At 55.1% G+C, this 26,985-nt stretch carries 25 protein-coding genes; 15 read left to right on the top strand and 10 right to left on the bottom strand.

Annotation, left to right across the window (positions count from 1 at the left end; genetic code table 11):
* The first annotated feature begins 100 nt into the window (after positions 1–100).
* The 4 genes from coaBC (at position 101) to LGL98_RS00610 (ending at position 3,664) form a co-directional block, all read left to right on the top strand.
* On the top strand, positions 101–1,315 hold the full coding sequence (gene coaBC / locus LGL98_RS00625; RefSeq protein WP_136034006.1) for a bifunctional phosphopantothenoylcysteine decarboxylase/phosphopantothenate--cysteine ligase CoaBC: 1,215 nt from the start codon (positions 101–103) through the stop codon (positions 1,313–1,315).
* The gene (dut, locus tag LGL98_RS00620; protein WP_017900056.1) at positions 1,293–1,751 is read left to right on the top strand and encodes a dUTP diphosphatase; all 459 of its coding nucleotides are present in this window, start codon (positions 1,293–1,295) and stop codon (positions 1,749–1,751) included. Before coaBC ends, dut begins: the two co-directional genes overlap by 23 nt.
* A gap of 124 nt (positions 1,752–1,875) precedes the next feature.
* A complete protein-coding gene (gene slmA, locus LGL98_RS00615) occupies positions 1,876–2,472 on the top strand; it encodes a nucleoid occlusion factor SlmA (RefSeq protein WP_015369151.1) in 597 nt (198 codons plus the stop codon).
* 175 nt (positions 2,473–2,647) lie between these two features.
* Positions 2,648–3,664, top strand: a complete 1,017-nt coding sequence (locus tag LGL98_RS00610; protein ID WP_136033958.1) for an SMP-30/gluconolactonase/LRE family protein — start codon at positions 2,648–2,650, stop codon at positions 3,662–3,664.
* Positions 3,665–3,701: 37 nt separating this feature from the next.
* On the opposite strand, the gene pyrE is transcribed toward LGL98_RS00610, so the two are convergent.
* From pyrE to LGL98_RS00580, 6 genes are all read right to left on the bottom strand, one after another.
* Complete coding sequence (gene pyrE / locus LGL98_RS00605) at positions 3,702–4,343, bottom strand: orotate phosphoribosyltransferase (RefSeq protein ID WP_025712203.1); 642 nt, start codon at positions 4,341–4,343, stop codon at positions 3,702–3,704.
* 110 nt (positions 4,344–4,453) lie between these two features.
* The gene (gene rph / locus LGL98_RS00600; RefSeq protein ID WP_002922602.1) at positions 4,454–5,170 is read right to left on the bottom strand and encodes a ribonuclease PH; all 717 of its coding nucleotides are present in this window, start codon (positions 5,168–5,170) and stop codon (positions 4,454–4,456) included.
* Positions 5,171–5,266: 96 nt separating this feature from the next.
* Positions 5,267–6,406: an ABC transporter permease gene (locus LGL98_RS00595; RefSeq protein WP_136033961.1), complete on the bottom strand. Its 1,140-nt coding sequence runs from the start codon at positions 6,404–6,406 to the stop codon at positions 5,267–5,269.
* Complete coding sequence (locus LGL98_RS00590; RefSeq protein WP_136033962.1) at positions 6,393–7,310, bottom strand: ABC transporter ATP-binding protein; 918 nt, start codon at positions 7,308–7,310, stop codon at positions 6,393–6,395. The genes LGL98_RS00595 and LGL98_RS00590 overlap by 14 nt, the downstream gene beginning before the upstream one ends.
* Complete coding sequence (locus LGL98_RS00585) at positions 7,303–8,268, bottom strand: HlyD family secretion protein (RefSeq protein ID WP_136034007.1); 966 nt, start codon at positions 8,266–8,268, stop codon at positions 7,303–7,305. The genes LGL98_RS00590 and LGL98_RS00585 overlap by 8 nt, the downstream gene beginning before the upstream one ends.
* Before the next feature lie 87 nt (positions 8,269–8,355).
* Positions 8,356–10,056, bottom strand: coding sequence for a bifunctional lysophospholipid acyltransferase family protein/GNAT family N-acetyltransferase (locus LGL98_RS00580; protein ID WP_136033964.1), 1,701 nt, complete (start codon positions 10,054–10,056; stop codon positions 8,356–8,358).
* 613 nt (positions 10,057–10,669) lie between these two features.
* Between LGL98_RS00580 and LGL98_RS00575 the strand changes: the two genes are divergently transcribed.
* Positions 10,670–11,533, top strand: coding sequence for a YicC/YloC family endoribonuclease (locus tag LGL98_RS00575; protein WP_136033967.1), 864 nt, complete (start codon positions 10,670–10,672; stop codon positions 11,531–11,533).
* A 49-nt stretch (positions 11,534–11,582) separates the two neighbouring features.
* Here LGL98_RS00575 and LGL98_RS00570 read toward each other — a convergent pair whose 3' ends face one another.
* Entirely contained in the window at positions 11,583–12,842 is a 1,260-nt protein-coding gene (locus LGL98_RS00570) for a chloride channel protein (protein ID WP_136033969.1), read from the bottom strand.
* 275 nt (positions 12,843–13,117) lie between these two features.
* Between LGL98_RS00570 and LGL98_RS00565 the strand changes: the two genes are divergently transcribed.
* Entirely contained in the window at positions 13,118–13,735 is a 618-nt protein-coding gene (locus tag LGL98_RS00565; protein WP_136033971.1) for a trimeric intracellular cation channel family protein, read from the top strand.
* Between the two features lie 5 nt (positions 13,736–13,740).
* On the opposite strand, the gene ligB is transcribed toward LGL98_RS00565, so the two are convergent.
* Positions 13,741–15,417, bottom strand: coding sequence for an NAD-dependent DNA ligase LigB (gene ligB / locus LGL98_RS00560; protein ID WP_136033973.1), 1,677 nt, complete (start codon positions 15,415–15,417; stop codon positions 13,741–13,743).
* Between the two features lie 257 nt (positions 15,418–15,674).
* On the opposite strand from ligB, the gene gmk reads away from it, so the two are divergent.
* The 7 genes from gmk to fpr all read left to right on the top strand — a co-directional run bounded on the left by gmk (position 15,675) and on the right by fpr (position 23,506).
* Positions 15,675–16,298: a guanylate kinase gene (gene gmk / locus LGL98_RS00555; RefSeq protein WP_002922664.1), complete on the top strand. Its 624-nt coding sequence runs from the start codon at positions 15,675–15,677 to the stop codon at positions 16,296–16,298.
* A 54-nt stretch (positions 16,299–16,352) separates the two neighbouring features.
* The gene (gene rpoZ, locus LGL98_RS00550; RefSeq protein WP_000135058.1) at positions 16,353–16,628 is read left to right on the top strand and encodes a DNA-directed RNA polymerase subunit omega; all 276 of its coding nucleotides are present in this window, start codon (positions 16,353–16,355) and stop codon (positions 16,626–16,628) included.
* A gap of 18 nt (positions 16,629–16,646) precedes the next feature.
* Positions 16,647–18,767: a bifunctional GTP diphosphokinase/guanosine-3',5'-bis pyrophosphate 3'-pyrophosphohydrolase gene (gene spoT, locus LGL98_RS00545; protein ID WP_004205080.1), complete on the top strand. Its 2,121-nt coding sequence runs from the start codon at positions 16,647–16,649 to the stop codon at positions 18,765–18,767.
* Positions 18,768–18,771: 4 nt separating this feature from the next.
* Positions 18,772–19,461, top strand: a complete 690-nt coding sequence (gene trmH / locus LGL98_RS00540) for a tRNA (guanosine(18)-2'-O)-methyltransferase TrmH (RefSeq protein WP_136033975.1) — start codon at positions 18,772–18,774, stop codon at positions 19,459–19,461.
* A 5-nt stretch (positions 19,462–19,466) separates the two neighbouring features.
* Positions 19,467–21,548, top strand: a complete 2,082-nt coding sequence (gene recG / locus LGL98_RS00535) for an ATP-dependent DNA helicase RecG (protein ID WP_136033976.1) — start codon at positions 19,467–19,469, stop codon at positions 21,546–21,548.
* 50 nt (positions 21,549–21,598) lie between these two features.
* Positions 21,599–22,609, top strand: a complete 1,011-nt coding sequence (gene glpX, locus LGL98_RS00530) for a class II fructose-bisphosphatase (RefSeq protein ID WP_002922903.1) — start codon at positions 21,599–21,601, stop codon at positions 22,607–22,609.
* A gap of 150 nt (positions 22,610–22,759) precedes the next feature.
* A complete protein-coding gene (gene fpr / locus LGL98_RS00525; protein ID WP_136033978.1) occupies positions 22,760–23,506 on the top strand; it encodes a ferredoxin--NADP(+) reductase in 747 nt (248 codons plus the stop codon).
* On the opposite strand, the gene LGL98_RS00520 is transcribed toward fpr, so the two are convergent.
* Positions 23,507–23,935 (bottom strand): DUF805 domain-containing protein, encoded by a 429-nt coding sequence (locus LGL98_RS00520; RefSeq protein WP_004173894.1) that lies wholly within the window; start codon positions 23,933–23,935, stop codon positions 23,507–23,509.
* 112 nt (positions 23,936–24,047) lie between these two features.
* Here LGL98_RS00520 and LGL98_RS00515 point away from each other — a divergent pair, with 112 nt between their 5' ends.
* Positions 24,048–24,650, top strand: a complete 603-nt coding sequence (locus LGL98_RS00515) for a DUF1454 family protein (protein ID WP_136033980.1) — start codon at positions 24,048–24,050, stop codon at positions 24,648–24,650.
* A gap of 109 nt (positions 24,651–24,759) precedes the next feature.
* A complete protein-coding gene (gene tpiA, locus LGL98_RS00510; RefSeq protein WP_002922909.1) occupies positions 24,760–25,527 on the top strand; it encodes a triose-phosphate isomerase in 768 nt (255 codons plus the stop codon).
* A gap of 92 nt (positions 25,528–25,619) precedes the next feature.
* Here the strand turns inward: tpiA and LGL98_RS00505 are convergent, their stop codons facing one another.
* A complete protein-coding gene (locus tag LGL98_RS00505) occupies positions 25,620–26,924 on the bottom strand; it encodes an SLC13 family permease (protein ID WP_136033982.1) in 1,305 nt (434 codons plus the stop codon).
* Positions 26,925–26,985: the final 61 nt, after the last annotated feature.

Below are 26,985 nucleotides of genomic sequence, written 5' to 3'. Positions count from 1 at the left end.
CGTAGCCGCTCGCAAAGTGAATGCCCACCAGAGGCACGACGGCGACAGGATTGTGATAAGATGCGCGGATTCTGGTCTACGGCAACAGGAAGACATCATGATGACTCTGGCGGGTAAAAAAATCGTCCTGGGCGTCAGCGGCGGCATCGCGGCGTATAAAACCCCGGAACTGGTGCGCCGGCTGCGTGAACGCGGCGCAGAGGTACGTGTCGCGATGACGGAGGCGGCAAAAGCGTTCATCACCCCACTCAGCCTGCAGGCGGTATCCGGCTATCCGGTTTCCGACAGCCTGCTCGATCCGGCAGCGGAAGCGGCAATGGGCCATATTGAGCTCGGTAAATGGGCCGACCTGGTGATCCTCGCCCCGGCGACTGCCGATTTAATCGCTCGCGTGGCGGCCGGCATGGCCAACGATCTGGTGTCGACGATCTGTCTTGCCACCCCATCCCCGGTTGCCGTGGTGCCCGCCATGAACCAGCAGATGTATCGCGCGCAGGTCACCCAGCATAATCTGCAGACGCTCGCTTCACGCGGGCTGCTGCTGTGGGGACCGGACAGCGGTAGCCAGGCCTGCGGCGACGTCGGCCCGGGAAGAATGCTCGATCCGTTAACTATCGTAGACATGGCCGCGCAGCATTTCGCCGCCCCTGTCAAAGATTTGCAACATCTCAACCTCATGATTACCGCGGGCCCGACCCGTGAGCCGTTGGATCCGGTGCGTTATATCAGCAACCACAGCTCTGGCAAGATGGGCTTCGCGATTGCCGCCGCCGCCGCCCAGCGCGGCGCGAACGTGACCCTGATCAGCGGCCCGGTATCGCTACCAACACCGCCGTTTGTGCAGCGCATTGATGTCACTAGCGCGCTGGAGATGGAAGCGGCCGTCCAGGCTGGCGCTCAGCAGCAGCACATTTTTATTGGCTGCGCCGCGGTGGCGGATTACCGCGCCGCTGTCATCGCCGAAGATAAAATAAAAAAACAAGGTGATGAATTAACAATAAAAATGGTTAAAAACCCGGATATCGTGGCCGGGGTCGCGGCGCTAAAATCGCATCGCCCCTACGTCGTTGGGTTTGCCGCCGAAACGAATAATGTGGAAGAATATGCGCGGCAAAAACGTGCCCGCAAAAACCTCGACCTGATTTGTGCCAACGATGTTTCCCAGCCTAATCAGGGATTTAATAGCGATAGCAACGCATTACACCTTTTCTGGCAGGATGGAGAAAAGCGCTTACCACTTGAGCGCAAGGAACTCCTGGGCCAATTATTACTCGACGAGATCGTGACCCGTTATGATGAAAAAAATCGACGTTAAGATTCTGGACCCGCGTGTCGGCCAGCAATTTCCGCTGCCGACCTATGCCACCTCCGGCTCCGCCGGACTTGACCTGCGAGCCTGTCTCGACGACGCCGTAGAGCTGGCGCCGGGGGCAACCACGCTGTTGCCGACCGGCCTGGCAATTCATATCGCCGATCCCTCTCTGGCGGCGGTGATCCTGCCACGCTCCGGCCTCGGTCATAAGCATGGGGTGGTACTGGGTAACCTGGTGGGCCTTATCGACTCCGATTATCAGGGACAACTGATGGTGTCCGTCTGGAACCGCGGCCAGCAGAGTTTTGTTATCGAGCCGGGTGAACGTATCGCACAGATGGTCTTTGTGCCGGTCGTTCAGGCAGAATTTAACCTGGTGGAATCCTTCGATGCCACCGACCGCGGCGAAGGCGGCTTCGGTCACTCAGGGCGTAAATAAGCCCAGCAACACGGAATCTGCATCCTAACGCGCATAATGCAATAACATCACCGCAAACCCTGGTTTGCGGTCGCGTTGTGGATGTCTGCCTGACAAGTGCTTATTTTCAGGGGTATTTTAAAACATGGCAGAAAAGCAAACTGCGAAACGGAATCGTCGCGAAGAAATACTTCAATCTCTGGCGCTAATGCTGGAATCCAGCGATGGTAGTCAGCGTATTACCACCGCGAAACTGGCGGCTTCCGTCGGCGTCTCCGAAGCCGCGCTGTATCGCCATTTTCCCAGCAAAACCCGCATGTTTGACAGCCTGATCGAGTTCATTGAAGACAGTCTGATTACGCGCATCAATTTGATTTTGAAAGATGAAAAGGACACTACCGCGCGCCTGCGCCTGATCGTCCTGCTGATTCTTGGGTTTGGCGAGCGTAATCCTGGGCTGACGCGTATCCTTACCGGGCACGCGCTGATGTTCGAACAGGACCGGCTTCAGGGCCGCATCAACCAGCTTTTTGAACGCATCGAAGTGCAGCTACGCCAGGTGATGCGCGAGAAAAAAATGCGCGAAGGCGAAGGCTACACCCTCGACGAAACCCTGCTGGCCAGCCAGCTGCTGGCCTTCTGCGAGGGCATGTTATCGCGCTTTGTGCGCAGCGAGTTTAAATATCGTCCAACGGATGATTTCGACGCCCGCTGGCCGCTGGTCGCCGCACAGCTTCAGTAAATCCTCACATGCAGCCGCCAGGCTGCATGATTCTCCTCGCAATCTGCGTAAGTTTGTCGCAAATCCCAGGGCCATTGGTTGAATTGCCCAATGCGCGTTTCCGCTTTCCTTTCCTACTATCCAGCTTGCTGATCGTTTCACCCTCCCCCAACACCACCCGACAAGGAGAGATTTGATGGCGACGTCACGGCGGGATTTATTGAAGATAGGCGGGTTGGCAACCGCATCGCTACTAGTCAGTCAAAAAAGCTTCGCAGCATGGGTCCCCTCTGAACGCTATCCTGACCCACGCATCGTGGCCGTCGATGACAGCTTTCGTCGCTATATGCTTGCCAGCGCAAAGGTTGAACGCATCGCCAGCGGCTTCCGTTGGGCGGAAGGCCCGGTCTGGTTCGGCGACATGCGAATGCTGCTGTGGAGCGACATTCCGAATAACGCCATCATGCGCTGGGATGAAGTCAGTGGAGAAACCAGCATCTTTCGCTACCCGGCCAATTATAGCAATGGCCATGCCCGCGACAGACAGGGGCGCTTAATCAGTTGCGAGCACGATACCCGCCGTATTACGCGTACCGAATACGACGGTTCTGTCACCGTACTGGCCGATAGCTACCAGGGTAAGCGCCTCAATTCCCCAAACGATATCGTTGTGAAGTCAGACGGTACCATCTGGTTTACCGACCCGCCATTTGGCATCAGCGGCTTTTACGAAGGCCACAAAGCAACCCCAGAATTGCCGCAAAACGTCTATTGCCTGGAGCCGGAAAGCCGCAAACTAAGCGTGGTCCTGGGCGACGTAAAAGGGCCAAATGGTTTGTGTTTCTCGCCGGACGAAAAGACCTTGTACGTGGTGGAAAGCCGGGCGACACCGAACCGCTTAATTCTGGCGTGGGACGTGGAAGGCAATACGCTGAAAAATAAACGGGTGTATCTCGACTGTGGCAACGGTACCGCCGATGGGATCGCCTGCGACGCGGACGGCAATCTGTGGTGCGGATGGGGAAGCGGAAACGAAGAACTCGACGGCGTGCGGATCTTTAACCCTCAGGGTAAGCATATCGGCACCATTCAACTACCGGAGCGCTGCGCGAACTTGTGCTTTGGCGGCGAACAGCGCAATCGGCTGTTTATGGCGTCCAGTACGTCAATCTATTCGCTGTACGTCAATGCGCAGGGCGCTAAGCTGGTATAATGGAAATATCCGGCAGCCGAGGCTGCCGGATGCATCATCAGACGCCGTAGGCTTCGCGATAGGCGCGGACTGCCGCCAGGTGTTCCGCCATCTCCGGTTTTTCTTCCAGGTAAGCGATCAGCTCTTTCAGAGTAACGATCGAGATAACCTGGCAGCCGTAATCCTGTTCCACTTCCTGAATGGCAGAGATGTCGCCGCGGCCGCGTTCCTGACGATCCAGGGAGATCAGTACACCCGCCAGCTGCGCGCCCTGGGCCTGGATGATCTCCATTGATTCACGGATCGCCGTGCCGGCGGTGATGACATCATCCACCAGCATCACCCGACCCTGTAGCGGGCTACCGACCAGATTACCGCCTTCACCGTGGGTTTTTGCCTCTTTGCGGTTAAAGCAGTAAGGCAGATCGCGGTCATGGTGCTCGGCTAATGCTACCGCGGTGGTAGTGGCGATCGGAATACCTTTATAGGCCGGGCCAAACAGCAGGTCGAACTCAATCCCGGAATCCACCAGCGCCTCGGCATAAAAACGGCCCAGCAGAGCCAGATCGCGCCCGGTGTTAAACAGGCCGGCGTTGAAGAAATAGGGGCTCTTGCGCCCGGATTTCAGCGTGAACTCGCCAAACTTAAGAACCTGCTTGCTAAGCGCAAACTCAATAAACTGGCGCTGATACGGCTTCATGGATTCGCTCCTTTCGTACTTTCATCATTGTCAGACTTCGCGCTTCCCCTTCGCAGGTGTGATGAAGGATAGCGCGCAAAAAAAAGGCGACTTCTCAGTCGCCTTAATCATTAATTTTCTAACGCCGCCTTCTGCGTCGTGATAATGGACTCGATCCCCCCTCGGGCTAACGCCAGGAGAGTGAGGAGCTCTTCATGGGTGAACGGCTCGCCTTCTGCCGTACCCTGTACCTCAATAATGCGGCCATCTTCGGTCATCACCACGTTCATGTCGGTTTCCGCGGCGGAGTCTTCGATGTACTCCAGATCGCAGATGGCTTCGCCATTCACGATACCAACGGAGACCGCAGCTACCATCCCTTTCATCGGGTTGGTTTTCAGCTTGCCGGCGGCCACCAGCTTATTCAACGCGTCGGCCAGCGCCACACAGGCACCGGTAATAGACGCAGTACGGGTACCGCCATCGGCCTGCAGCACATCGCAGTCAAGAGTGATGGTGAATTCGCCCAGCGCTTTCAGATCAACCGCCGCACGTAGCGCGCGGGCGATCAGGCGCTGAATTTCCATCGTCCGGCCGCCCTGCTTACCTTTAGCGGCTTCACGCGCGTTACGCGTATGCGTTGAACGAGGCAGCATGCCATATTCGGCGGTGATCCAGCCCTGGCCCTGGCCTTTAAGGAAGCGAGGAACGCCTTCGTCAATGGAGGCGGTGCAGAGCACTTTGGTATCACCGAATTCGACCAGCACGGAGCCTTCAGCGTGTTTTGTGTAATTACGGGTCAGGGTGACGGGACGCACCTGATTAGCGCTACGGCCTGCTGGACGCATGATAGAAATCTCCGGCTTGAAACGAATGTGAGGGCGCATTATACGAATTTCATGGCAAAAAGCCTATGCCCACCCCTGCCGGACGCGCAGATAATGTCAGTCCAGCGTTTTACGATAAGATTTCAACCCCACGCCAATGACGATCACCGCCAGGCCTATCAGCGGCAATAGATCGGGTAATAATGCCGTTGCAGAATATCCTTTGAGCATAATGCCCTTAACCAGGCGGATGAAGTAGGTCAGCGGTAAACAGGAGCCAATGGCTTTCGCCCAGTCTGGCATACTAATAAAGGGGCTGACAAATCCGGACAGCATAAGTGAAGGGATGAAATAAAATGACGACATTTGCAGCGCCTGCAGCTGGTTTTGTGCTAAGCCAGAAATACCAATGCCGATCGACAGGCAAAGAAAGACATAAATTAACAACACCAAAAAAAGCAGGACAACGCTACCTTGCAGGGGAATATCGAACAATAAAACGGCGGCAATCAGAATTAATGTCGCCTGAAACAGCCCAATAATAACAAAAGGCGTTATCTTACCAATAATAACCTCAAGCCCGGATAACGGAGAGACCAGTAAATTCTCTAATGCGCCGTTTTCTCGTTCACGAGTAATAGACAGGGCGGTCATCAGAATCAACGTTGTGCTGAGTATCGACCCCATAATACCGGGAATAGTATTAAACTGGGTAATACCCTCAGGGTTGAACATTCGATGGATAATAAGTTCAAAGTCATCCTCTTTTTGTGCGACACGCATGTCACCCGGTAAATCGTGTTGAAACATCGATTTTGCCACCTGCACAAGTGCGCTGAGCGCATTCCCCGTGGTGATCGGATCGATGGCATCTCCCTGAATTAACAGTTGAGGTTTTTCTCCACGCAGCATTTTGCGCGTAAACCCTTCAGGGATCGTCACAATAAAAGTGACATCTCCCCGCACAAACGCCTTCTGAGCGGCCTCTTCTGAATCGACAGGAATCATCGAAAAATACCCTGTATTTTGCGCTTCCGTCACAAAAATTTGGCTCATTCTTTCGGCATCATAATTTAATAATGCAGTCGGAAGATTATGCGGATCCATATTTATGGCATAGCCGAGAATGATCAGCTGAAAAATGGGAGTAAGGAGCACCATACTAATGCTGACTTTATCACGACGTAATTCGTGGATTTCCTTAATAACCACGCCAATCCAGCGCGTAAAGGAGAAACTTAGGTTAATTTTTTTCACGATCATTTTTCATCAAGTAGGTAAATGCATCTTCCAGATTGGTATCAACCTTACAGAACTCATAACCCAGTTGCGTAAATGCAAAAAGCGTGGATTTTAACTTCTCTTCATCTCTGGAGGTAATATAAAGCTGGTTGCCAAAAATCACCGTTTGCTCAATATCCGGCAAGCGCTGTAGCTGGCTTTCAAGTACCGTCAGACCGGCACCGCTGGTTCGCATGGTGATCAGATTCTGGGACGCGATAATAGACGCAATAGTGCCATTCGCCAGCAGTCGGCCATAAGACAGATAGGCAACCTTATGGCAGCGCTCAGCCTCATCCATATAATGCGTGCTCACCAGGATTGAGATCCCTCTGTCAGAGAGCTGATGCAACATTTGCCAAAACTCCCGCCGCGCCTTTGGATCCACGCCAGCGGTTGGTTCATCCAGAAACAACAAAACCGGTTCATGTAACATGCAAGCGGCAAGGGCCATTCTTTGCTTCCAGCCGCCAGAAAGCTCCTTAGCCAGCTGGTGCTGTCGGGAAATGAGACCTAACTCTGAGAGCGCACGTTCAACCCTAACTTTACGCTGGTCGAGGCTGTACAATCGGGAAATAAAGAGTAAGTTTTCCCGGATGGTTAGATTTCCCCACATCGAGAAATACTGGGTCATGTAACCTATATTTGTTTTTATTTTTTCCCGCTGAGTAAAGATGTCCATACCCAGACAGGTGCCTTCACCTGAATCTGGCGTAATCAAACCGCACATCATCCGAATAGAGGTTGTTTTTCCGCTACCGTTCGGGCCGAGGAAACCATAAATTTCTCCTTTTTCCACCTGTAGAGAGAAATCCTTAACGACATGATGCTCGCCAAAATGCTTATTGAGATTTTTCACATCAATACAAAGATTATTCATCCGCAATAATCTCCACATCAAACGGTTGCCCGATTTTCATCCGCTCAGCCTGTTGCGGGACGGGGACAGCCTCAGCCATAAAAATAAGCTTCTCACGGCGTTTCGTACTATAGATCACCGGAGGGGTAAATTCTGCTTCAGGACTGATATAGTTAATAACGCCAGAAATGGGCTCTGAACATCCATCGCATAAAAGTCTCACCTTTGCGCCGACTTTAAATTTACCGAGCATCGCTTCGGGAATAAAAAAGCGTACTTTTATATTTTCAGGTGGCAACAGACTGATGATTGGTTTACCGGCAGAGGTCCGCTCCCCGGGACGATAAATAATATCAAAGACCTGGGCATTTACCGGAGAAACAATCGTCGTTTGCTGAACATCCCAAAGCGCCTTATCACGTTCGAGTTTTGCCGCAGCCACCAGCGAGAGCTGTTGGCTAATCTCATCCTGACGGGCAGGCAACTGCCGCGCCTTGAGTTGATTGATTAACTCTTCGACCTGCGCACCTTTTTGCGTTAACTCATCCCTGATATCCTCCCATTCCGCTAGCGATATGGCATGAGTGGCATACAGTTTACGATATCGCCCAAGCTGGCGCTTTACCTGGGATTCTGCCGATTGTGCTTTTTTAATCTGCGAACGTATAATATCCAGCTCTTCAGGCCGTTCTCCCGACTCTAAATTGCGTAATAATGCGCTCTCTGCTGAAAGTTTTTCTTCAGCCCGTAGAAGAGTATTTTGCGCATCGAAGGAATCAATCTTCACTAACTCCTGCCCTGTTGCGACATTATCTCCCTTATTAATCAATAGCCGTTCTATTTTTTCACTACCTGAATAAGAAAGATAAATAAAATCACCATGTGAATAACCAGATAAAATGTTATCCGGTTTATTATCACACCCCGACAGGAGACATATTGCTATCAAAATGAAAAAGAAGTTTACTGGCTTTTGCATTAAAACGTATCCGTACGCATATAATTTTTTCATTACTGACACCTGGAGTGAGGCACTCTCATTCCAACCCAGATGGTCATCATCAGTTTAATCCTTTAAATAATGCTTAAAATATATTTCATTCAGTTTATCAATAGCGCTCAAATTTAATCCTGCTATCGAATTAAAAGAATTATCTTTTGTGAATGACATAATCGTCGAACCGCCTGGAGAAAACCATTTGGCGCTCTGCTTAAAAGGCCAGGGTAGTTCATAACCTTTGTCTCTCAAAAGATGATGGAGTACACTCCAGTCGTGTCTAAAATCTTTTCCGCAAAAGGGACTATCGTTCTGTTTATCTTCTGCACTGAATAATTCTATAGGCGTACAAAAATCCATTGAGGTGGCAAAGTACATATTATAAAAGGCGACAATGAGTTTTTGCACATCCTCAGGAAAAGAGCCGGGAATAGTCAATACACCTAACAAATACTTATAGTCTGGATATCTTTTGATAAAATCAAATATTCCTCGCCATAAATAATCAAGCACATTGCTTTTTTGATAGGGCTTTTGGATAAAACCACGGCCTATTTCCACACATTTCTCTAAGCAGGAATACGCGCTCTCATGATATTTAAATAAGGTATTACTGTATAAGCCCGTTATTCCATAGCGGGCTAGTTGCTCACCAACAGGAATGAGACGATAGGCCCCGAGAATTTCTACCTCCGAAGGATCCCATAAAATGATATGGTAATAAGTTTCATCAAAAATATCATTGTCTTTATCTGTACCCGATCCTGCACCAATATCACGATAACAACGCTCACGTAAGCGTCCCAATTCATCAATAATGGGTGAGGTACCGCCAGTGTTGCAACGATATATCAATAATTTTCTACCATCATTAAAGTGTCTTAATACTTCACACGCATCTATTTCACTTAATAGCGCTTTTCTACTCGCTATAGTTTCCTGAGACGAAACTGTATCTACCAGTGCTGGTCCATTCTTTCCGATACTTTGGAGATGCAATCTGCATGTACTTGCTACAGCAGAAAAATCTTTATTATCGCGATTAAAAGAAGTTAAGGATATTTGCTCCCCTATTTTTATTTTCATGATGTTACCACGATGACGCAAAGCTTCTCGAATAACCATAATATTTGACAATTGCCGCCAGAGCGTTGCAGTAAGATAGTATCTTTTACTGTTTCTCCCGGTAATATGCACAGGTACTAACGCTGCATTATTTCTGATAGCCAACTGTAAAAATCCAGGATTCCATGTATGTTCCTGTAAACCAGAAAGAGACCAGTTTGCCAGTTTTCCCGCAGGGCAAATAATCAATACTCCGCCATTTTTCAGGTGGTCATTCATCTCTCTGAATTTTTTATGACTCATTTTACCCGCCATATTTTCAATACCAATGGTAAGTCCAGACACCTCCGGAAATATAATCGGTAAAATATGGTTAGCAATGATCTTTATGTCTTCTCTGACTCGCGAGACAGTATGTATTAACGTAAGCCCATCGATAACTGTTGGGTGATTTGCAATAATAACCGTCGCCCCATGTCGGGGTATGTTATTAAAATCATCATTTTTCGTTTCACATTGCAATTCAAGAAGCTCAACAACGGAGTTGACCCAATCAACCCCATGCCTGTTGAATAACTTATCATTATTTATTAAGAGAGAAAATATTTTATTGCCAAACGCGGTCTCGAAAATCCATTTCTTCCAATATGGAATATTTTTATTAGGAAAAAACTCTCTAATGACTCTGTCAAAGATAGCGTCCATATTAAAATCCTTTTTATAGAACTCATCCTAAGCGACTATACTAGTCTTCTTTCAAGCGAGCAATACCGCCTAAAATTAAAAACCACTAATACAAAACGATTAAATATAATTAAAATCATAATATTCACACCAATAATGTAATCAATAGTGGCTTTAATGCATTAGTCGTAATAAATTCAAAAAAAACATACATAATACGTAAAGCTAAGACACCTTAGCATTTTCAGAAATTATACTTCCCATCAAGTTGCTCAGGATCCGTCTTTCAGACAGCAATATGATTTACCTGGCGCGTCTAAATGACATAGACAGGTGAACCACCCCAGAAAATATTAATAAAAAAAGCAATGATGATACTCGCCTGCGGATCGTCCGGACTGAATTAATTTAACAAACGAAATAATAAAAGAAGTTAAAAGGTTGCAGTAAAGTTATTCATGTATCACACTTTATTTTTCCCGACACAGGCAGTTCGATATCGTTAACGCATTAAATCCATTACCACCATGTCCTTTCCACAATTAGTATCTAAGTATTTCGTTACTATTCCTGTTAAGTCCTCTCCTGCAAAGCTATAATCGTTACAATCATTATTACGAAAACAGGAACGTCTATGATCCGCAGTATGACCGCCTATGCCCGCCGTGAAATCAAGGGTGACTGGGGTAGCGCCGCATGGGAGCTGCGCTCGGTAAACCAGCGCTATCTGGAAACATACTTCCGCCTGCCGGAGCAGTTTCGTAGCCTGGAGCCCGTGGTGCGCGAGCGCATTCGCGCCCGCCTGACTCGCGGCAAAGTCGAATGTACCCTGCGTTTTGAACAAGACCCCAGCGCTCAGGGCGAACTCATCCTCAACGAAAACCTCGCTAAGCAGCTGGTTAACGCTGCCAACTGGGTGAAAATGCAGAGCGATGAAGGAGAAATTAATCCGGTTGATATTCTGCGCTGGCCGGGCGTGATGGCAGCTAAAGAGCAGGATCTTGATGCCATCGCCGCTGACATTCTGGCGGCTCTTGACGGCGCATTGGACGACTTCATCGTCGCTCGCGAAACGGAAGGCCAGGCGCTTAAAGCGCTTATCGAGCAGCGTCTTGAAGGCGTGAGCAGCGAAGTGGCAAAAGTCCGCGCCCATATGCCGGAAATACTCCAGTGGCAGCGTGAGCGTCTGGTCGCCAAACTGGAAGACGCAGAAGTGCAGCTGGAAAATAACCGTCTCGAGCAAGAGCTGGTGCTAATGGCGCAACGTATCGACGTTGCCGAAGAACTGGACCGCCTCGAAGCGCACGTGAAAGAGACCTATAACATTCTGAAGAAGAAAGAGGCCGTGGGCCGCCGTCTCGACTTTATGATGCAGGAGTTCAACCGTGAGTCGAACACCCTGGCGTCAAAATCGATTAACGCCGAGGTCACCAACTCCGCGATTGAGCTGAAAGTCCTGATCGAGCAAATGCGCGAGCAGATCCAGAATATCGAGTAAGCTCAGACACACTACTAAAGGCCGGTTTTCCGGCCTTTTTTCATTTATTTCAGAAGAAATATTTTTTATCCAGGATCCTGCAGGTTAAAAACGCCCCTGCCGCGCACAGCAGCGTGGGGGCCAGATAGCTGTGATCCATGTGGGTGAACTCCATCACCAGCACCACCGCGGTCAGCGGCATCTGCATGGAGGCGGCGAGAAATGCGGCCGCCCCCACCAGAGCGAAGCTGCTTTCATCTCCGCCAGGGAACCCTGATTGCCAGAGCGCGCAGAGCAGCAGGCTGGCCAGCCCGCCCACCGCCAGCCCCGGGGTTAACAACCCGCCCTCCGCGCCGCCGCGCAGCACCGCCAGAATCACCACCATCTTCAACACTAACAGGACAGCGACCATGGAGAGAGGCAGCCCGTCGCTGAGCGCCAGCTGCATCGGCCCCTTACCGTTGCCCGGAAGCTCGGGGAAATAAAGGCTCAGGATGGCAAGAAGGGAAAACCCCAGCAGACAGAACACCGGCATCTGCCAGTTACTTCGTACGCGTGAACGCGCCGCGCTAGTCGCTTTACGAAAGAGCCAGGCGCCGGTGCCAAGAATCGGGCCCGCCAGAATCGCCCACCAAAGAAAGGTGTACGGAAGTGTGCTTGAAACAAAATGGTATTGCGATTCATCCCCTAACCCCAGAGTGGCCGTCCAGGCGGCAATCGCCGAGGTCATTATCGCCGCCAGCGTTTTTTCCCAGCTAAACGACAGCAGCATGACCTCAAGGCTGAACAACGCCCCTGCCAGCGGGACGTTATACACCGCAGCCAGACCGGCGCCCGCTCCACAGGCGATCAGCGTGCGGGTTTCATCTTCCAGCAGGCCCAGCTTACGCGCCACCATCCCCGCCCCCAGCGCGCCCATTTCCCGGGGCGCCACTTCACGGCCAAGCGGGGAACCCAGCGCTACGGTGACTATCTGCAGCAGCGCATGGATCGTCGTAGTGCCCGCTGGCATGGGTACGGAAGGGTTGGCCACCGCCGCGGCAATGGAAACCCGCTTCTGCCCATAGCGACCAAGCAGCCACCAGCCAAATCCGGCGACGCCGCCGCCGACCACGATTGCCGCGATGCGGCGTGGCCAGGATGACTCCGTGACGCCCTGTAAAAATGACACCGAACCGACGATCTGCCCGTAACTGTAGCCAAAAGCCAGGTGCTGAATCGCGTGTAAAATCAGTGCCAACACCATACCGGACACACCGGCCAGAATCCCGGTTACTACCACGGCTATCAGGCGGGTCAGATTGTTTTTATTCCCGGCGGCGACGCTCATTTTCTCAGGCCTTGAAAAAGAAAAATAAAAGAATAAAGGACGATACTTAAACATTGAGTATTCATCGTGTTTTCGACAGTGATGCTGATCGCTTCATTTGGCATTACTTTTTCTAATCGATAAAAATTAATAAGAAAGTATTAAACCTTTAGACAAAGCCATCACCGTCGCCGTGTTCATTAATTTTTCCTGGCGTAAATGATTCGCTTTAGAAAATCTCAATCGTGATCCTGCGCACGAATCGTTAACCTGCCCGCCATTACCTGGGGGGATCTATGCTGCTTCATGTTCTGTATTTAATCGGTATCACCGCGGAAGCCATGACCGGCGCACTGGCTGCCGGGCGCCGGCGGATGGACACGTTTGGCGTCATCATTATCGCCACCGCGACCGCGCTGGGCGGGGGTTCTGTTCGCGATATCCTACTGGGACATTATCCTCTCGGCTGGGTGAAACATCCGGAATATGTCATTATTGTCGCTGTCGCCGCCGTCCTCACCACCATTGCCGCTCCGGTGATGCCGCATCTTCGTCGGCTGTTTCTGGTGCTGGACGCGCTGGGGCTGATCGTGTTTTCCATCATCGGCGCGCAGATCGCCCTGGATATGGGCGAAGGCCCGATCATCGCCTCTATCGCCGCGGTCATCACCGGCGTTTTTGGCGGCGTACTGCGCGATATGTTCTGCAAACGCATTCCGCTGGTCTTCCAGAAAGAGCTATATGCCGGGATCTCATTTGCCGCAGCCGTGCTCTATATTGCCCTGCAACATTACGTCAGCAGCCACGATGTGGTGGTACTGGCCACGCTGCTGTTCGGTTTTACCGCCCGCATGCTGGCGCTGCGCTGGAAACTGGGGCTACCGGTCTTCCACTACACTCATGATATCCACTAGTTGTCTCAAAACCCGGGGATGCGCTGCCCACTAAGCCATTGCGCCAGCGCCACCACGTCCGGGTGATGCAGGAAAGCCACCAGCTGGCGGGCTCTGATCTCCCCCACGCCCGGCAGCGCGCGCCATTGCGCTTCACTTTTTGCCGCCAGCCGATGCCAGTTCTCGCTTTCGAGCTGAGCCAGCGCCCCCTGAGGTACCGGGAGCCCCATCGCCAGCACCCAGCGGATAAAAGGCCGTTTGCGAACGAGATCAAATTGATGCCAGAGGTGCTGCCCGCGGGCGGCGGAGATCCCTGGCACCGCCTGCAGCTGCTCCACCGTAAGCGCCAGCCAGGAAAAAATATGGGTCATCGGGTTTTGCTGCTGAATGGCGCGCCATAAATTTTCCCCCACGCCATCGACATCCAGCGCGGACTTTGATGACAGCCAGATCAGCCGGGAAAGAAACTGTTCGCTGCACTCAGGGGTGGCGAAATAGCAGCTTAGCGCATTGAATTTAGCCGCCGGCGGCGCCGGTTTATGGCGCTCGGCCGTCCGCCAGACGACGGCGTCGATCCGAGGAATACCCTGCCCCGCCAGACTGATCTGCAGCTGATCGCCAACTCCAATATCCAGCGCCAGCCAGCGGGATACAGAGCCAACGTTAACCCGCTGCACCCGTTTGTCATCCAGCCGAAGGGGTTCAAGCTGGGCCACCACGTTGAGTCTGCCGCTGCGGCCGGTACTGAAATGGATCGCCCGCACCTCCATCACCCGCGATGCCGGAGGATATTTCCAGGCTGCCAGCCATTCTCCCTTTCCGGGCGACCAGACTCGACCCGGCGGCTCACGACCTTCGCGCACAATCACACCGTCGCTCACGAAGGGCAGCGGTGAGCGATACCAGCGCTGGCGCCACTGCGCCACCTGCTCGACGCGTGTCACCGGGTAGGTATATTGCCCGCTGTACTTAAACCCCGCCTGCGTCAGCATTGCCTGCCGACGGCGCATATCCGACGGGCCGTCTGGCCAGGCCCAGATAAAAACGTCCAGTTGGCTAAGCGCAGCCGCCGCGTCGGCTCGCATCATCAACCCGGCGACTTTCGCCCGCGCGTTCATCCCTCCAGCCTGCTGCTGAACATGGCCGTCCCGGCGCAGAAACAGCTCCCCCTGCAGCACGCTGTTGGCCAGTTCACCGGTCGTCACTTTCGCCAGCGCTGGGATCTGCCGCGCTCGGGCGGTCCATGCCTCACCGCGCAGACCATCGCCGCGGCTAATGGCCTGAACCAGACGCCCCTGCCGATAGACTAGCGTGACCGCCACGCCGTCCACTTTAGGCTGTATCCACAGGTCGGTTTTATTTTTCATCCAGCGGGCAACGCTGGCCTCATCCGCCAGCTTGCGCACACCGGTATGGGCCACCGGGTGACGCGTATCCCCCGTCGGCGGAGGCAGATCGTCATCTTCAGGCGTTGCGCCCGGAAAACAGTGCCGCCATTGCGCAAGACGCAGGCTGAGCTGGTCGTAAACGTCATCGCTCACCTCACTGGCGCCCTGACGCCAGTAGGCCTCTTTCCAGGCGACAATTTGCTGATGAAGGCGTGAAATCTCTTGCCTTCCTTTGGCCGGCGGCCAGTCCGGACACGTCGCCAGCGCGCTGGCAGAGAACATCCCTAGCGCCAGCCACCACCCTCCTTTACGCATTGCAGTCCCTCCTTCATCACCTGGCGGAGAGTCTGCTGTAGCGCACCGCGAACCGCGACAGGTACTTTTTCGGTTTGCGAAGCGCCTTCCAGGATTTACGCCCTATTGCAACAACGGCTGGCGAATTCAGGAAAACGGTAGGCAAAATGAAAGAAACAGCGGCAAAAAGTGTGACAATGACTGCGTCACGCCGCGGCGACGTGTATAATAGGCTCGTATGTAGGACCTCTTTCGATAACCACATACAAAAGACACTCATGGCTCAAGGCACGCTTTATATTGTTTCCGCCCCTAGCGGCGCGGGTAAATCCAGCCTGATTCAGGCTTTATTAAAAACCCAACCGTTGTATGACACCCAGGTATCGGTTTCCCATACCACGCGGGCGCCGCGTCCGGGTGAAGTGCACGGCGAACACTATTTCTTCGTGAATCACGACGAATTCCGCTCGATGATTGGCGAAAACGCGTTTCTGGAACATGCAGAGGTCTTTGGCAACTATTACGGCACGTCGCGTAAAGCGATTGAGCAGGTGCTGGCGACCGGCGTCGATGTCTTCCTCGATATCGACTGGCAAGGCGCGCAGCAGATCCGTAAAAGCATGCCCGGCGCACGCAGCATTTTTATTCTGCCGCCGTCAAAAGATGAACTGGACCGTCGCCTGCGCGGCCGCGGCCAGGACAGCGAAGAGGTGATCGCGAAACGGATGGCCCAGGCCGTTGCGGAAATGAGCCATTACGCGGAATATGATTACCTGATTGTGAACGATGATTTTGACACCGCCCTGAGCGACCTGAAAAATATCATCCGCGCTGAACGTCTGCGCATGAGCCGCCAAAAGCAGCGACATGGCGCTTTAATCACCAAACTATTGGCAGACTGAACCCACATTCAGTATCATGCCCAGTCATTTCTTCACCTGTGGAGCATTTTAAGTATGGCACGCGTAACTGTTCAGGACGCTGTAGAGAAAATTGGTAACCGTTTTGACCTGGTACTGGTCGCCGCGCGTCGCGCTCGTCAGATGCAGGTAGGCGGAAAGGATCCGCTGGTACCGGAAGAAAACGATAAAACCACCGTTATCGCACTGCGCGAAATCGAAGAAGGTCTGATCAACAACCAGATCCTCGACGTACGTGAGCGCCAGGAACAGCAAGAGCAGGAAGCCGCTGAATTACAAGCCGTTACCGCGATTGCTGAAGGTCGTCGTTAATCACACAGCGGGTCGCCCTTGTATCTGTTTGAAAGCCTGAATCAGCTGATTCAAAACTACCTGCCGGAAGACCAGATTAAGCGTCTGCGGCAGGCGTATCTCGTTGCACGTGACGCTCACGAGGGTCAGACACGTTCAAGCGGTGAACCCTATATCACGCACCCGGTCGCGGTAGCCTGCATTCTGGCCGAGATGAAGCTCGACTATGAAACGCTGATGGCCGCGCTGCTGCATGATGTGATTGAAGATACCCCCGCCACCTACCAGGACATGGAACAGCTTTTTGGTAAAAGCGTCGCCGAGCTGGTAGAGGGGGTGTCGAAACTTGATAAGCTCAAGTTCCGCGATAAGAAAGAGGCGCAGGCCGAAAACTTTCGCAAAATGATCATGGCGATGGTGCAGGACATCCGCGTCATACTCATCAAGCTTGCCGACCGCACCCACAACATGCGTACTCTGGGCTCGCTGCGCCCGGATAAACGCCGCCGCATCGCCCGCGAAACGCTGGAAATTTACAGCCCGCTGGCGCACCGTTTAGGTATCCATCACATCAAAACCGAGCTCGAAGAGCTGGGCTTTGAAGCGCTGTACCCTAACCGCTACCGCGTCATTAAAGAGGTGGTCAAAGCGGCGCGCGGCAACCGCAAAGAGATGATCCAAAAGATCCTCTCTGAAATCGAAGGGCGTTTGCAGGAAGCGGGGATCCCCTGCCGCGTCAGCGGTCGCGAAAAGCATCTGTACTCCATCTACTGCAAAATGGTGCTCAAAGAGCAACGTTTTCACTCGATCATGGATATCTACGCCTTCCGCGTTATCGTTCATGATGCCGATGTCTGCTACCGCGTGCTTGGCCAGATGCACAGCCTCTATAAACCGCGTCCAGGTCGTTTCAAAGATTACATCGCCATTCCGAAAGCGAACGGCTATCAGTCTTTGCACACCTCGATGATCGGTCCCCACGGCGTCCCGGTCGAGGTACAAATTCGTACCGAAGACATGGACCAGATGGCGGAAATGGGGGTCGCGGCGCACTGGGCTTATAAAGAGCACGGCGGCGAAAGCAGCACCACTGCGCAGATCCGCGCTCAGCGCTGGATGCAAAGCCTGCTGGAGCTGCAGCAGAGCGCCGGTAGCTCGTTTGAATTTATCGAGAGCGTGAAATCCGATCTGTTCCCGGATGAGATTTACGTTTTCACCCCGGAAGGGCGCATTGTCGAGCTGCCCGCTGGCGCCACGCCGGTGGATTTCGCCTACGCGGTGCATACCGATATCGGCCATGCCTGCGTCGGTGCGCGCGTCGACCGTCAGCCCTATCCGCTGTCGCAGCCGCTCTCCAGCGGTCAGACTGTCGAAATCATTACCGCGCCGGGCGCACGCCCGAATGCCGCCTGGCTGAACTTTGTCGTCAGCTCGAAAGCGCGCGCCAAGATCCGTCAGCTGCTGAAAAACCTTAAGCGCGACGATTCGGTCAGCCTTGGCCGTCGTCTGCTCAATCACGCGCTGGGCGGTAGCCGCAAACTCGCCGAGATCCCGCCGGAGAATATCCAGCGCGAACTCGATCGCATGAAGCTGGCCTCCCTTGACGATCTGCTGGCAGAGATCGGTCTGGGCAACGCCATGAGCGTGGTGGTGGCGAAAAACCTGCAGCAGGGTGAAGCCGCTGCGGCACCAGTACCGGCTAACGCGTCGAACCACGGCCATCTGCCAATCAAAGGCGCCGATGGCGTGCTGATCACCTTCGCCAAATGCTGCCGCCCAATCCCAGGTGACCCGATTATCGCCCACGTCAGTCCGGGTAAAGGGCTGGTTATCCACCATGAATCCTGTCGTAACATTCGCGGCTACCAGAAAGAGCCGGAGAAGTTTATGGCGGTTGAGTGGGATAAAGAGACCGCTCAGGAGTTCATCACCGAAATCAAGGTGGACATGTTTAACCACCAGGGCGCGCTGGCGAACCTGACGGCGGCGATCAACACCGCGTCTTCCAATATCCAGAGCCTGAATACGGAAGAGAAAGATGGCCGCGTATACAGCGCCTTTATCCGCCTGACCGCCCGCGACCGCGTGCATCTGGCGAATATCATGCGCAAAATCCGCGTCATGCCGGACGTGATTAAAGTCACCCGTAACCGAAACTAGCTTTATGAACTCTAAGCGCTACGAGCGTATCTGCGAGATGCTCGCCAGGCGTCAGCCTGACCTGACGGTCTGCATGGAGCAGGTCCATAAGCCTCATAACGTCTCTGCGGTCATCCGGACCGCAGATGCCGTTGGCGTCCACGAGGTGCATGCCGTCTGGCCGAGCAGCCGAATGCGTACCATGGCCTCCGCTGCCGCGGGCAGCAACAGCTGGGTGCAGGTGAAAACCCACCGCACTATCGCCGATGCCGTCAGCCACCTGAAAGGCCAGGGCATGCAAATTCTTGCCACTCACCTTTCCGACAAAGCCATCGATTTTCGTGAAATCGACTATACGCGTCCAACCTGCATCCTGATGGGTCAGGAAAAAACCGGCATCACCCAGGAAGCGCTGGCGCTAGCCGATCAGGACATCATTATCCCGATGATCGGTATGGTACAGTCGCTGAACGTCTCCGTCGCCTCGGCGCTGATCCTCTACGAGGCGCAGCGTCAGCGGCAGAACGCCGGGATGTACCAACGCGACAACAGCATGCTGGCGCCGCAAGAGCAGCAGCGACTGCTGTTCGAAGGCGGTTATCCGGTGCTGGCCCGCGTCGCCCGGCAAAAAGGTCTGCCGTACCCCCACGTTAACGAGCAGGGCGAAGTGGAAGCCGATGCCGCGTGGTGGGCCACCATGCAGGCTGCGAGGTAAACCCAATGTCAGGCCGCCTGTTAGATGCCGTTCCGCTCAGTTCACTCACCGGTGTGGGCGCTGTGCAGAGCAGCAAACTGGCGAAGATTGGCCTGCATACGGTCCAGGATCTGCTGCTGCACCTGCCTTTACGCTACGAAGATCGCACCCATCTTTACCCGATAGCCGAGCTGCTTCCCGGAGTTTATGCCACCGTGGAAGGCGAAGTGCTCAACAGCAATATCACTTTCGGCGGCCGGCGGATGATGACCTGCCAGATCAGCGACGGCACCGGCATCCTCACCATGCGCTTTTTCAACTTCAACGCGGCGATGAAAAATAGCCTCGCGACCGGTCGTCGGGTGCTGGCCTACGGTGAAGCCAAACGCGGGAAGTACGGCGCCGAGATGATCCACCCGGAATACCGCGTCCAGGGCGATATGAGTACTCCGGAGCTGCAGGAAACGTTAACCCCAGTCTATCCGACCACCGAAGGCATCAAGCAGGCGACGCTGCGCAAGCTCACCGATCAGGCGCTTGAGCTCCTGGAAACCTGCGCGATTAGCGAACTCCTGCCGCCGGAGCTGGCGCAGGGGATGATGAGCCTGCCGGAGGCGCTGCGTACGCTGCACCGTCCGCCGCCCTCCTTGCAACTTAGCGAGCTGGAGAGCGGCAAGCATCCGGCGCAGCAGCGTCTGATTCTGGAAGAGCTGCTGGCGCATAACCTCAGCATGCTGGCGCTGCGGGCAGGCGCCCAGCGCTATCACGCCCTGCCGCTCGGCGCCAACGATACCCTTAAAAACCAACTGCTGGCCTCCCTGCCCTTTAAGCCCACCGGCGCGCAGGCGCGGGTTACCGCCGAGATTGAACACGATATGGCGCTGGACGTGCCGATGATGCGCCTGGTGCAGGGCGACGTCGGCTCCGGTAAAACCCTGGTCGCTGCCCTGGCCGCCCTGCGCGCTATCGCCCACGGCAAACAGGTGGCGCTGATGGCGCCCACCGAACTGCTTGCCGAGCAGCATGCCAATAACTTCCGCAACTGGTTTGAACCGCTGGGTATTGAAGTCGGCTGGCTGGCGGGCAAACAGAAAGGCAAAGCCCGTCAGGCGCAGCAGGAGGCTATCGCCAGCGGTGAGGTACAGATGATTGTCGGCACCCACGCCATCTTCCAGGAGCAAGTGCAGTTTAACGGTCTGGCGCTGGTGATTATCGACGAACAGCACCGCTTCGGCGTGCATCAGCGGCTGGCGCTGTGGGAGAAAGGTCAGCAGCAGGGATTCCACCCGCATCAGCTAATCATGACCGCCACGCCGATCCCCCGCACCCTGGCGATGACCGCCTACGCCGATCTGGACACCTCGATTATCGACGAGCTGCCGCCAGGCCGAACTCCGGTGACTACCGTCGCCATCCCGGACACCCGGCGCAGCGATATTATCGACCGCGTGCGCAACGCCTGTACCCATGAAGGTCGCCAGGCCTATTGGGTCTGTACGCTGATTGAAGAGTCCGATCTGCTGGAAGCCCAGGCGGCGGAAGCCACCTGGGAAGAGCTCAAACTGGCGCTGCCGGAGCTCAATATCGGCCTCGTCCACGGGCGGATGAAACCGGCGGAGAAGCAGGCGGTGATGCAGGCCTTCAAGCAGGGCGAAATGCACCTGCTGGTGGCCACCACGGTGATTGAAGTCGGCGTCGACGTGCCTAACTCAAGCCTGATGATTATTGAAAACCCGGAACGTCTGGGCCTGGCGCAGCTCCACCAGCTCAGAGGGCGCGTCGGACGCGGCGCGGTCGCTTCCCACTGCGTGCTACTCTATAAATCGCCGCTCTCTAAAACGGCACAGAAACGCCTGCAGGTGCTGCGCGACAGCAACGACGGTTTCGTCATCGCCCAGAAAGACCTCGAAATACGCGGCCCCGGCGAGCTGCTCGGTACCCGCCAGACCGGCAATGCCGAGTTTAAAGTAGCGGACTTGCTGCGCGATCAGGCGATGATCCCCGACGTTCAGCGCATTGCTCGCCACATTCATGAACGCTATCCGCTGCAGGCCCAGGCGCTTATCGAGCGCTGGATGCCAGAAACCGAACGCTATTCCAACGCGTAGCGCGCACTTTTGCCGCGCTGCGGGCAACTTTTCTACACAACGAGTGGATTATGAAACGAGAACTGGCCATCGAATTTTCGCGTGTCACCGAAGCCGCCGCGCTGGCGGGCTATAAATGGCTGGGCCGCGGCGATAAGAATACCGCCGACGGCGCAGCGGTTAACGCCATGCGCATTATGCTTAACCTCGTCAATATCGACGGCACCATCGTCATCGGCGAGGGCGAAATCGATGAAGCGCCAATGCTCTATATTGGCGAAAAAGTGGGTACCGGCAAGGGCGATGCGGTCGATATCGCCGTCGATCCCATCGAAGGCACCCGCATGACGGCGATGGGCCAGGCCAACGCCCTGGCAGTGATGGCGGTCGGCGATAAGGGCTGCTTCCTCAACGCACCGGATATGTATATGGAAAAGCTGATCGTCGGTCCGGGCGCTAAAGGCGCTATCGATCTCAATCTGCCGCTGGAAGAGAACCTGCACAATATCGCCCGCGCCCTGAACAAGCCGCTGGGCGAGCTGACCGTCACCGTGCTGGCGAAACCGCGCCACGACGCGGTCATTGCCCAACTGCAGCAGCTGGGCGTGCGTGTATTCGCGATTCCCGATGGCGACGTCGCGGCCTCTATTCTCACCTGCATGCCGGATAGCGAAGTCGACGTGCTGTACGGCATCGGCGGCGCGCCGGAAGGGGTGGTTTCCGCCGCGGTGATCCGCGCCCTCGACGGTGATATGCAAGGGCGTCTGCTGGCTCGCCACCACGTGAAGGGCGATAACGAAGAGAACCGCCGCATCGGTGAAAACGAGCTGGCGCGCTGCAAAACCATGGGCATTGAAGCGGGCAAAGTGCTGCGTCTGGATGAAATGGCGCGCAGCGATAATGTCGTCTTCTCCGCCACCGGGATCACCAAAGGCGATCTGCTGGACGGCATCACCCGCAAGGGCAACATGGCCACTACCGAGACGCTGCTGATCCGCGGCAAGTCACGCACTATCCGTCGTATCCAGTCGATTCATTACCTCGACCGTAAAGATCCGGACATCCAGCAGCACATCCTGTAATACCGCTTTTTCTCTCTCAGGCAACCGTCCGCAGGCGGTTGCCCTGTTCTTCGTTTATATTTGATCAATAGAGCTTTCTTGCGCCTTCGGGGTGGAAATCTGGCTCGTCTGGACCGAAGATAAGGCATCGCTTGGCAACAGGAGAAGACGATGGCGGACTGGGTTAGCGGCAAAGTGACAAAAGTGGAGTACTGGACGGATGCTTTGTTCAGTTTGTACGTGCGGGCGCCTGTCCAGCCGTTTACCGCCGGGCAATTTACCAAGCTTGGGCTGGAAATCGACGGCGAGCGCGTGCAGCGCGCCTACTCCTACGTCAATGCTCCCGGCAATCCCGATCTCGAGTTCTATCTGGTGACCGTCCCGGAAGGCAAGCTGAGCCCGCGTCTGGCGGCGCTGAAGCCGGGCGATGAAGTCCTGGTGGTGAGTGAAGCGGCAGGCTTCTTCGTCCTCGAGGAGGTACCGGATTGCGATACCCTGTGGATGCTGGCGACCGGCACTGCGCTGGGGCCGTACCTGTCAATTTTGCAGGAAGGCAAGGACCTTGAGCGCTTTAATAACCTGGTGCTGGTCCACGCCGTCCGCTACGCCGCGGACCTGAGCTATCTGCCGCTAATGCGCGAACTGGAGCAGCGCTACGCCGGCAAACTCCGCATTCAGACGGTGGTCAGCCGCGAAACCGTGGCAGGCTCGCTGACCGGCCGGGTACCGTTTTTAATTGAAACCGGGGCGCTGGAAGAGGCCGTCGGTCTGCCAATGACCACAGACACCAGCCATGTGATGCTGTGCGGCAACCCACAAATGGTGCGCGATACCCAGCAGCTGTTAAAAGAGACCCGGCAGATGACCAAACATCTGCGTCGCCGGCCGGGCCACATGACGGCGGAGCACTACTGGTAATCAGGCGTCCGCTTTCCAGCGCACGTCCTGGGTCTCCTTGCCGAACTTATTCTCGCCCTGGGTGCCGACAAACGCCCCCAGGTCGATCAACATCATGACGATAATCAACGTCGGCACAAAGCGCCCGACGCCCCACTGCCAGACCTGCGGCAGCATCGCCCAGTTCCCCGCCAGCAGCATCCACGCCAGAATCATCAGCAGCGCCCACAGCCCGGATTTACCGCGATCGTGTAGCCGCTTGACCACCACCGCCGCCGTCGGCCACAGCAGGCAGACAATAATAAACGCTGCCGTCTGCAGATTGAGCAGATTACTACCTGCCAGGGTAAACAGGGCGCTCATGGTCACCAGCCAGATGGCAATCCAGATCCAGAAATCGCGGCGGCCAATACGCCCTTTAATTGAGAATAACCACTGCTGTAGGGTCATGAGTTTTTCCTTATCATCATCGTCTGCGTAGTTTACCCTGGCGTCGTGACTTTTTGACAAGCGCCGCGCTTCCCGATTTAATCGTCAGCAGGCAAAAAAAGGAACGACGGGCATGAAGAAGTGGACAATCTTGTGGTTAAGTGGGCTGATGGGCCTTGCCGTCGGCCCGCACGCGTTGTCCGCAGAGAGCGAATCGACGACCGCTGCAGCGCCCTACCTGCTCTCCGGCGCACCGAGCTTTGACCTGTCGATCAGCCAGTTCCGGGAAAAATTTAACGCTGATAACCCGAAGCTGCCCCTGAACGAATTCCGTTCGATATCAACCAGCCGGGATCGGGCTAACCTGACCCGCGCCGCCAGCAAAATAAACGAAAATCTTTATGCCTCTACCGCGCTCGAGCGCGGTACGCTGAAGATCAAATCCATGCAGATCACCTGGCTGCCGATCCAGGGGCCGGAACAAAAAGCGGCGAAGGCCAAAGCGCTGGAGTATATGAGCGCCATGATCCGCGCCTTCGTGCCTACCCTTAGCCCAGCGCAAAGCCAGCAAAAGCTGCAGAAACTGCTGGCCGTCGGCAAAGGCAAACGCTACTTAGCCGATACCGAAGGTGCCGTACGCTATGTGGTGGCAGATCATGGGGAAAAGGGCCTGACCTTCGCCATTGAACCGATTAAGCTGGCGTTATCTGAAACGCTGGAAGGCAACAATAAATGACAAAAAGCAAAGCCTTTCCAGTGACGAGTCTCTATACTGTTTCACAGACCATGCTGCCCTCTGGGGCGGCTATATTCCTTAATTCGCTTAAGTAGCGTGGAGAATTAAAATGCGACATCCTTTAGTGATGGGTAACTGGAAACTGAACGGCAGCCGCCACATGGTAAACGAACTGGTTGCGAACCTGCGTACCGAACTGGCTGGCGTAAGCGGCTGTGCAGTTGCCATCGCCCCGCCGGAAATGTATCTGGACCTGGCTAAGCGTGCGGCAGAAGGCAGCCACATTCACCTGGGCGCGCAGAACGTTGACGTGAATCTGTCCGGCGCTTTCACCGGCGAAACCTCCGCCGAAATGCTGAAAGATATCGGCGCGCAGTACATCATCATTGGCCACTCCGAGCGTCGTACCTACCACAAAGAATCTGACGAGCTGATCGCGAAGAAATTCGCCGTGCTGAAAGAGCAGGGTCTGACCCCGGTTCTGTGCATCGGTGAAACCGAAGCGGAAAACGAAGCGGGCAAAACCGAAGAAGTTTGCGCCCGTCAGATCGACGCCGTGCTGAAAACCCAGGGCGCTGCCGCTTTCGAAGGCGTGGTAATCGCTTACGAACCCGTATGGGCTATCGGTACCGGCAAATCCGCGACCCCGGCTCAGGCACAAGCGGTGCACAAATTCATCCGTGACCACATTGCTAAAGCTGACGCGAAAATCGCTGAGCAAGTGATCATCCAGTACGGCGGTTCCGTTAACGCTGGCAACGCCGCAGAGCTGTTCACCCAGCCGGACATCGACGGCGCGCTGGTTGGCGGCGCATCCCTGAAAGCAGACGCTTTCGCGGTGATCGTTAAAGCAGCAGAAGCAGCGAAAAAAGCGTAATCCGCTTTTCCCGGTGGCGACACGCGACCGGGGTGACTGACAACACTTGAGAGCCCGGCCTGGCACAGCGCAAGCCGGGCTTTCTTTTACCGTTACAGTTTCCCCAACAGCTGATACCACGCGTAGTCCAGCGGCAGCAAAATCAGATAACTCACCGCCGCCAGCGCCAGACACAGTTGCATCCCCGCCCTCGCCGGGACCTTGCCTAACCCCATCGCCACCACGATCGGCGACGCCTGATAGGGCAGCAGCGGCGTGGAATAGCCCAACACCTGGATCATGATCACGCTTAGCAGCGGAAAGCCGGTCGCGTCGGCAAAGCTCTGCGCAAAGGTGGTGTAGAGCGCCGGGACGCCGTTAGCGGTCATAATAAAGTTCAGCGCGCTGGTTATCCCGGTCAGCGCCAGGAAGCTGGTGAATGGATTGTCTTTATCCAGGGGCATCACTTGCAGCAGCGCATTACCCACCGCGCCGCCAATTCCGGTTTGGGTAACGGCGATCGCCAGCCCCAGAATCCCGGCGACGTAAATGCAGGTGCGCATATTCACCCCGCTGGCAAACTCCTCGCCGCTGATAAAGCCCACCCGCGGCAGCAGCGTCACCACAGCCGCTGCCAGGCCGGTCCACGCCGGGCCGACGCCGTGCCAGCTCTCAGTCACCCATAGCGTCAGCACCACCGCCAGCAGCCACACCAGACGCTTCTCGTCGCGGCTCATCGGCGGCAGCGGCGCCAGGTCACGCGGTGGATGCGGCTTGCCGGGAAACAGCCAGCAAATCAGCGCCACCAGCACCGCCCCTTTCAGCCAGCCAAGCACCGGCGTATGCAGCAGTAAATAGGGAACATAATTCAGATGGATACCGTATGAGCCTTCCGCCGCGCCGCTCATCACCAGATTTGGCACGTTGGCGGGCAAAATCGTCGCCGAAAGCTGAAAGGTGCCGAACCCCACCGCCAGCGCCAGGCCGAACCAGCCGCGGCTGCCGTCGGCAATACCCGCGCGGCGGGCCATCGCCGCCACGATCGGCATCAGCAGCGCGATGCGTCCCATGTTGGAGGGCATCACGAACGCCAGGGCATAGCTCAGCAACACCACACTGCCGACCATCCTCGGCCAGGAGTCGGTGAGCCTGGCCGACAGCGCCTGCGCCGCCCGGTCCGCCAGCCCGGTTTTACGGATCGCGATGCCGAGCACAAAGCCGCTGAACACCAGCCAGAACGCCGAAGAGGCAAAGCCGCCGAAGATCACTTCCGGCGGAGCGATTTTCGTCATCATCGCCGCCGCGAAGAACAGCAGCGCGGTGATAAATTCCGGTAGCAGCGACGTCGCCCAGAGGAGAATGGTGACGCCGACAATCAGTGAAGGAAGGAACAGCGGGTGGGTAAGCCAGAGCGACATGCCTGTCTCCTGTCGTTTTTTTCAGCAAGAATACGACGACAGGTAAGACAGGTAAACGCCA

Origin of the sequence: Klebsiella africana (assembly GCF_020526085.1) — a bacterium.
In the GTDB taxonomy this organism is placed as follows: Bacteria; Pseudomonadota; Gammaproteobacteria; order Enterobacterales; family Enterobacteriaceae; genus Klebsiella; species Klebsiella africana.
Note: the sequence above shows the minus strand (reverse complement) of the source record. Positions and strands in the feature narration are given on the sequence as shown.

What these genes read in the sequence shown, in the direction of transcription:
- coaBC (WP_136034006.1), top strand. Translation starts at nt 101, where the DNA reads ATGACTCTGGCGGGTAAAAAAATCGTCCTGGGCGTCAGCGGCGGCATC.
- dut (WP_017900056.1), top strand. Translation starts at nt 1,293, where the DNA reads ATGATGAAAAAAATCGACGTTAAGATTCTGGACCCGCGTGTCGGCCAG.
- slmA (WP_015369151.1), top strand. Translation starts at nt 1,876, where the DNA reads ATGGCAGAAAAGCAAACTGCGAAACGGAATCGTCGCGAAGAAATACTT.
- LGL98_RS00610 (WP_136033958.1), top strand. Translation starts at nt 2,648, where the DNA reads ATGGCGACGTCACGGCGGGATTTATTGAAGATAGGCGGGTTGGCAACC.
- pyrE (WP_025712203.1), bottom strand. Translation starts at nt 4,343, where the DNA reads ATGAAGCCGTATCAGCGCCAGTTTATTGAGTTTGCGCTTAGCAAGCAG.
- rph (WP_002922602.1), bottom strand. Translation starts at nt 5,170, where the DNA reads ATGCGTCCAGCAGGCCGTAGCGCTAATCAGGTGCGTCCCGTCACCCTG.
- LGL98_RS00590 (WP_136033962.1), bottom strand. Translation starts at nt 7,310, where the DNA reads ATGAATAATCTTTGTATTGATGTGAAAAATCTCAATAAGCATTTTGGC.
- LGL98_RS00585 (WP_136034007.1), bottom strand. Translation starts at nt 8,268, where the DNA reads ATGCAAAAGCCAGTAAACTTCTTTTTCATTTTGATAGCAATATGTCTC.
- LGL98_RS00580 (WP_136033964.1), bottom strand. Translation starts at nt 10,056, where the DNA reads ATGGACGCTATCTTTGACAGAGTCATTAGAGAGTTTTTTCCTAATAAA.
- LGL98_RS00575 (WP_136033967.1), top strand. Translation starts at nt 10,670, where the DNA reads ATGATCCGCAGTATGACCGCCTATGCCCGCCGTGAAATCAAGGGTGAC.
- LGL98_RS00570 (WP_136033969.1), bottom strand. Translation starts at nt 12,842, where the DNA reads ATGAGCGTCGCCGCCGGGAATAAAAACAATCTGACCCGCCTGATAGCC.
- LGL98_RS00565 (WP_136033971.1), top strand. Translation starts at nt 13,118, where the DNA reads ATGCTGCTTCATGTTCTGTATTTAATCGGTATCACCGCGGAAGCCATG.
- ligB (WP_136033973.1), bottom strand. Translation starts at nt 15,417, where the DNA reads ATGCGTAAAGGAGGGTGGTGGCTGGCGCTAGGGATGTTCTCTGCCAGC.
- gmk (WP_002922664.1), top strand. Translation starts at nt 15,675, where the DNA reads ATGGCTCAAGGCACGCTTTATATTGTTTCCGCCCCTAGCGGCGCGGGT.
- rpoZ (WP_000135058.1), top strand. Translation starts at nt 16,353, where the DNA reads ATGGCACGCGTAACTGTTCAGGACGCTGTAGAGAAAATTGGTAACCGT.
- trmH (WP_136033975.1), top strand. Translation starts at nt 18,772, where the DNA reads ATGAACTCTAAGCGCTACGAGCGTATCTGCGAGATGCTCGCCAGGCGT.
- recG (WP_136033976.1), top strand. Translation starts at nt 19,467, where the DNA reads ATGTCAGGCCGCCTGTTAGATGCCGTTCCGCTCAGTTCACTCACCGGT.
- glpX (WP_002922903.1), top strand. Translation starts at nt 21,599, where the DNA reads ATGAAACGAGAACTGGCCATCGAATTTTCGCGTGTCACCGAAGCCGCC.
- fpr (WP_136033978.1), top strand. Translation starts at nt 22,760, where the DNA reads ATGGCGGACTGGGTTAGCGGCAAAGTGACAAAAGTGGAGTACTGGACG.
- LGL98_RS00520 (WP_004173894.1), bottom strand. Translation starts at nt 23,935, where the DNA reads ATGACCCTACAGCAGTGGTTATTCTCAATTAAAGGGCGTATTGGCCGC.
- LGL98_RS00515 (WP_136033980.1), top strand. Translation starts at nt 24,048, where the DNA reads ATGAAGAAGTGGACAATCTTGTGGTTAAGTGGGCTGATGGGCCTTGCC.
- tpiA (WP_002922909.1), top strand. Translation starts at nt 24,760, where the DNA reads ATGCGACATCCTTTAGTGATGGGTAACTGGAAACTGAACGGCAGCCGC.
- LGL98_RS00505 (WP_136033982.1), bottom strand. Translation starts at nt 26,924, where the DNA reads ATGTCGCTCTGGCTTACCCACCCGCTGTTCCTTCCTTCACTGATTGTC.